Source organism: Kineococcus indalonis, assembly GCF_009906395.1.
GTDB lineage: Bacteria > Actinomycetota > Actinomycetes > Actinomycetales > Kineococcaceae > Kineococcus > Kineococcus indalonis.
This window is the reverse complement of the sequence record NZ_JAAALM010000318.1, coordinates 1-4876: the sequence shown is the minus strand read 5'-3', so window position 1 is coordinate 4876 and position 4876 is coordinate 1. Positions and strand designations below refer to the sequence as shown.

General features: G+C 77.7%; 6 protein-coding genes. 3 read left to right on the top strand and 3 right to left on the bottom strand.

Annotation, left to right across the window (positions count from 1 at the left end):
- Both GTR00_RS14680 and GTR00_RS14675 read left to right on the top strand, forming a co-directional pair.
- The coding region (locus GTR00_RS14680; RefSeq protein WP_205705843.1) for an Lsr2 family DNA-binding protein at positions 1 to 268 on the top strand (268 nt) is incomplete at its 5' end.
- A 188-nt stretch (positions 269 to 456) separates the two neighbouring features.
- Complete coding sequence (locus tag GTR00_RS14675; protein ID WP_166612347.1) at positions 457 to 813, top strand: hypothetical protein; 357 nt, start codon at positions 457 to 459, stop codon at positions 811 to 813.
- A gap of 163 nt (positions 814 to 976) precedes the next feature.
- Here GTR00_RS14675 and GTR00_RS14670 read toward each other — a convergent pair whose 3' ends face one another.
- Positions 977 to 2110, bottom strand: coding sequence for a magnesium and cobalt transport protein CorA (locus GTR00_RS14670; protein ID WP_166612346.1), 1134 nt, complete (start codon positions 2108 to 2110; stop codon positions 977 to 979).
- Between the two features lie 204 nt (positions 2111 to 2314).
- Between GTR00_RS14670 and GTR00_RS14665 the strand changes: the two genes are divergently transcribed.
- Positions 2315 to 2617: a hypothetical protein gene (locus GTR00_RS14665; RefSeq protein ID WP_166612345.1), complete on the top strand. Its 303-nt coding sequence runs from the start codon at positions 2315 to 2317 to the stop codon at positions 2615 to 2617.
- A 7-nt stretch (positions 2618 to 2624) separates the two neighbouring features.
- Here GTR00_RS14665 and GTR00_RS14660 read toward each other — a convergent pair whose 3' ends face one another.
- Both GTR00_RS14660 and GTR00_RS14655 read right to left on the bottom strand, forming a co-directional pair.
- Positions 2625 to 3692, bottom strand: a complete 1068-nt coding sequence (locus GTR00_RS14660) for a CDP-glycerol glycerophosphotransferase family protein (protein WP_166612344.1) — start codon at positions 3690 to 3692, stop codon at positions 2625 to 2627.
- Positions 3693 to 3807: 115 nt separating this feature from the next.
- On the bottom strand, positions 3808 to 4809 hold the full coding sequence (locus tag GTR00_RS14655) for a serine/threonine-protein kinase (protein WP_166612343.1): 1002 nt from the start codon (positions 4807 to 4809) through the stop codon (positions 3808 to 3810).
- Positions 4810 to 4876 lie beyond the last annotated feature (67 nt).

The window sequence follows — 4876 nt, the reverse complement described above, 5'->3', positions numbered from 1 at the left end:
TCTTCGCGGTCCTGCGGGTGGCGGCCGCGCCGGTCGCACGGCCGCCACCCGCAGGACCGCGAAGAAGGCCCCGCCGCGCCGGGCCGGGGAGCCGGCGGCGAAGGAGGTGACCGCCGCCCCGGCCAGGGCCGGCGCGGCGGCCGGGGCCGGCGCGCCGGGGCTGGACGCGCGCGCCGTGCGGCAGTGGGCGGCGGCCAACGGCATCGCGGTGCCGCCGCGCGGTCCGCTCAGCACCCGCGTGCGCGAGCAGTACCTCGCCGCGCACTGAGCGCGCTGCCCCCGGGCGGGTGCGCGACGGGCTCCCCGCGGGCTCCACGAGGTCGCGGTTCGTCAACGATCCGCCCGCGCCGGGCGTGTCGGGGTGGCACCGCGGCGCTGCCCGCCGCACCGTGGAGGACGGACAGGTGCTCGATCTCTCCAGCAGGGGGCACGCCGGGGCGTGCGCAGGAGGACGCCATGCCGAAGCAGCGCAGCACGAGCGGGCGCGCCGAGACCGCGGGCCGCGGGCGGGGGGAGCGCGCGCGCGACGGGCGCCCCCCGGCCGGGCCCGCCGTGGACCCGGTGGTCGAGGCGGTGCTGGAGGTCGCGGCGGCCCACCGGGGCCAGGCGCACCCGGCCGTGCCCGTCGGGCGGGCCGTCGAGGAGGCCGTCGGGCGGGCCGTCGGGCGCGCCGCGGCGCAGGCGCAGGACGGTGCGCACCCCTGGGCGGGTGGTGAACCCGCGAACCTGCGCGGGCGCGACGGCCTCACCGACGGCGAGCGGCGCGCGCTGGCGCACCGCTACGACGTGGTGGTGCCGCCCGCCGCGGGGTGAGCGCAGCGCCACCGCCGCACCTGGGACCGGCGGGACACCACCGCCTCACCGAGACGGCGCGGATCGCCGGCGAGGGCGGCGCCCTGCCGCGCCCGGAGCAGCTCCGGGGGCGCGACGGGGACCGCCGGTGCAGAGCCGCCCGTCCCCGTCGGCGCCGAGCCGCTCACAGCCACTTCTTGGCCCGGAAGGCCACGTACAGCCCCACGCAGGCGGCGAGGATGACGGCCAGCACGACGAAGTAGCCGTAGCGGGTGTGCAGTTCCGGCATGTTGTCGAAGTTCATGCCGTAGATGCCGGCGATGGCCGTGGGCACCAGCGCGATCGCCGCCCACGCCGAGATCTTGCGCATGTCCTCGTTCTGGCGGGCCGTCACGCGGTTCTGCCGCACGCTGACCTGCGTCAGGTGCGCCTGCAGGACGTCGGTCAGCAGGCGGTCGTAGCCGTCGACGGCGTCCGCGGCGCGCAGCAGGTGGTCCAGCACGTCGCGGTAGTAGGGCCGCTTCTCCTCCGCGACCGCGTCGGCCCGCGGTCCGGTGGGGCCGCCCTCGACGAGCCGCTGCAGCGGGACCACCAGCGGCAGGACGGCGCGCCGGAACTCCAGCACCTCGCGCTTGAGCTTGTAGATGCGCTCGGCGTGCTCGTCCTCCCCGCCGCTGAAGACCTGCTCCTCGATCTCCTCGACGTCGATGGCGATGGCCTGCACGACCTCGCCGTAGCCGTCGACGACGTGGTCGAGCAGCCGGTAGAGCACGGACGCCGGCGTGAGGGCGTGCGCCGCGCCCGTCAGGGGCACGTCGAGGTCGACGTCCGCCCCGACCAGGCCGAGCTCGGCCAGCTCGGCCCGGTCCAGCTCGGGCACGTCCAGCTCGGCGCGCACGTCGGCGACCACGGAGGACTGCCCGTGGCGCACCGTGATGAGGAAGTGCGCGCCCAGGAAGACGGCGACCTCGGCGATGTCGACGACCTCGTCGTGGTCGACGTAGCGCACGGGTTTGAGCACCGCGAACGTCAGGTCGGGGTACTGCTCGAACTTCGGGCGCTGGTGCGCGTTGATCGCGTCCTCGACCGCCAGGGCGGGCAGGCGGAAGGTGGTCGCGAGGCGCTCCAGGTCGCGGGCGCTGGTGCCGTGCAGGCCCACCCACACGAAACCGCCGTCGGCGCGGGCGTCGGCCAGCGCCGCCTCGAGGTCGGAGACGCGGCGCTGGCGCCCGTCGGCCAGGTACAGCTTGCAGGCGACCACCGGCAGCGCCGCCGGCGCGGGCCCCGGCGGACGGCGCAGCGACGGGCGTGACGACACGATCGGGCCTCCTGCTGCGTGGTCCCCAGCGCCCCGGCGCGGGGCGGCGTCCCGGGCGGGCGCCGAGCGATCGTAGGCGCCGCCGCCCGTGCGCGTCGCACGGGCGCCCCCGGCCCCCGGGGGCGCCGGGGCGCCGGCGGGTCGGGGGTCGTCGGCGATCACCCGCTGCGCCGTCGGGCACGGGTCGTCGGGCAGGATGCCCGTGTGCCGGCCGAACCCGTACCGCGTGCCACCGCCGAGGCCGTCGCCTGCTTCGTCGAGCGGGAGGCGCGCTCCACGCAGCCCCTGTTCGGCCTGGCCGACGCGGACGCCGACGCCCGCGCCGCCTGGGCCGGTTTCGTGCGCCAGTACCGGCGGGCCGTGCGCGACCGGCGCGAGCTGACCGCGGACAACCTCACCCACGTCCTGCTCGACATCGCCCTGCTGTTCCGGCACGCGCCGGGCTTCGACCCGCAGTGGCTGCGCTGGCGGCAGGCCGACGAGGAGCTGGAACGGGGCCGGGCGTGAGGAGCGCTCACCGGGGCCACACGGCGTCCAGGACGCGTTCGCCGGCCCGGCCGTCCTCCAGCGCGCAGTAGCGCCGCGCGAAGCGGGCGTAGCGCTGCGCGTGGGCCGCGGCCACCGCGGGCAGGTCGCGCAGCGCCTCGGCGAGCTCCTCCTGCTCCAGCAGCACCGGCCCCGGCGCCTCGGCCCGCAGGTCCAGCGTGAAACCGCGCAACCGGTCGCGGTAGTGCTCCAGGTCGTACGCGTACAGCACGATCGGTTTGCCGGTGACCGCGAAGTCGAACATCGACGAGGAGTAGTCGGTGACCAGGACGTCGGCGGCCAGGTACAGGTCGGACACCTCCGGGTGCTCGGAGGTGTCGCGCACCCGCTCACCGGGGGCGGCACGGCGCTGGTGGCTGACGAACCGGTGCAGCCGCAGCAGCAGGACGCTGCCCGCGCCGAGCTGCTGCGCGAGGGCCTCGACGTCCAGCCCCAGCGGTGCCTCGACGCCGGCGGCGGCCTCGTCGTCGCGGTACGTCGGCGCGTACAGCACGGCGCTCTGCCCGTCCGCGATGCCCAGCGCCGCGCGCACGCGGGCGCGGCGGGCGTCGCGGTCGGGGGCCGACAGGACGTCGTTGCGCGGGTAGCCGGTCTCGAGCACCGCGCCGGTGTACGCGAACGCGGCCCGCAGCAGCCGCGTCGCCGCGGCGCTGGGGCTGACGAGCAGGTCCCAGCGGGCGATGTCCTCGTCGAGCTCGGCCATCACCTCCTCGGCGGGCAGGTGCGCGGCGTCCCGGTGGATGCGCTTGAGCGGCGTGCCGTGCCAGGTCTGCAGGTACCTCGCCCCGGGGCGCTTGCGCCACCGGTCCAGCTGCACGTGCGTGTTGGAGACCAGCACGTCCGCGGACTCCAGCGCCTCCACGGCCCGCGGGGTGCCGATCGGCACGGTGGCCACGCCCGGCGGGAAGCTGGCGGCGTGCCGGGGGTCGGCCAGCCAGACGTGCTCGTGCCCGCCGCCGCGCGCGAGCAGCCCCTCGTGCAGCGCCCGCGGGTTGTCGGCGTAGCGGCCGTTGTCGGCGTTCCAGACGACCTTCACCGCTGCTCCCGCCGTCGCGCCCACCGCTGCTCCCGCCGTCGCGCCCACCGCTGCTCCCGCCGTCGCGCCCACCGCTGCTCCCGGCCCTGACCGGGCCCGCGCCGGCCGGCGCGCGTCACGGGCGCGGTGCGCCGGCGCGGGTGGAGCGCTCGACGCTGGTGGTGATCGAGGTGCCGTCCTCGCCGCTGGTCCAGGGCATGACGCGGTGCCAGCCGGCGCGGGCCAGCGCCTGGTCCAGCACGTCGGTGCTCATGGGCGCGCCGGGCTGCGCGGGGGCCCACGGCAGCAACCGGTACCACCCCGGCGACCGGCGCTGCCCGCGCCCCCGCGCGGACGTCCACCCCTGCGGCGCACCGTCCTGCCGGCCGTCCTGCCGGCCGTCCTGCCGGCCGTCCTGAGACCCGTCCTGATGCCCGGCCCCGGCGGTGTCGGGCTGCCCGGGTTCGTGCAGCGGCACCCGCGAGTGCCGCTGGCCCGTCTCCGGCAGCGTCAGCACCAGGGCCTGCGCCCCGCCGTCGTCGGCGCCGGGCGCGGCGCCCGTCGTGCCGCCCGGGGTGCCGTACGTCGCCGTCAGCCGCCGTCCCCGGGGAGCGGGCCCGTCCCAGTCCGGCGGGTCGCCCAGGTCTCGGGCCCGGGCCACCGCCACGGTCAGCTCGCCCAGGTGCTCGAGCAGTCCGGTGAACTCCCCGTGCAGCCGCTGCAGCGCGGCCAGCACCTCGGCCTCCGGCCGGGTCGCGGCCGTGCTCGCCGCGCCGGGACCCGCGGGGCGCCAGCGGCTGAGCGCGTCGGGAGCCTCCTCCCAGCTGCGCGGGGCGCGCTGCCGGTCGGCGGGGCCGGCCAGCGCCCACTCCTGGTGCAGCAGCTCGTGCTGGGCCCGGGCGAGGTCCTCGGCGGAGTCGACGGCCTGCAGGACCTCGTCGAGCAGGTGCCCGGTCAGCCGTTCGCACGCCAGGCGGCGCACCCGGGCGCGCACGCCCTTGCCCCCCCGGATCCTCCTGCTCCTGCTCGTGCGGTCCAGCGTGCTCCACAACTGCGACAGCGCGTGGTCCACGCGGGACGTGACCAGGGTGAGGCGGCCCGCGGCGAGCAGCACGTCATCGGTGGGGGAGTCGACCACGGCACCAGCTTGACGCACCGCCACCACCGCGCAAGGTCGACCGCGCGGGAAGGGGCAGGACGGGGGC

Bases quoted from the DNA above. Each gene is read 5' to 3' on its own strand.
- GTR00_RS14675 (WP_166612347.1), top strand. From the start codon at position 457: ATGCCGAAGCAGCGCAGCACGAGCGGGCGCGCCGAGACCGCGGGCCGC.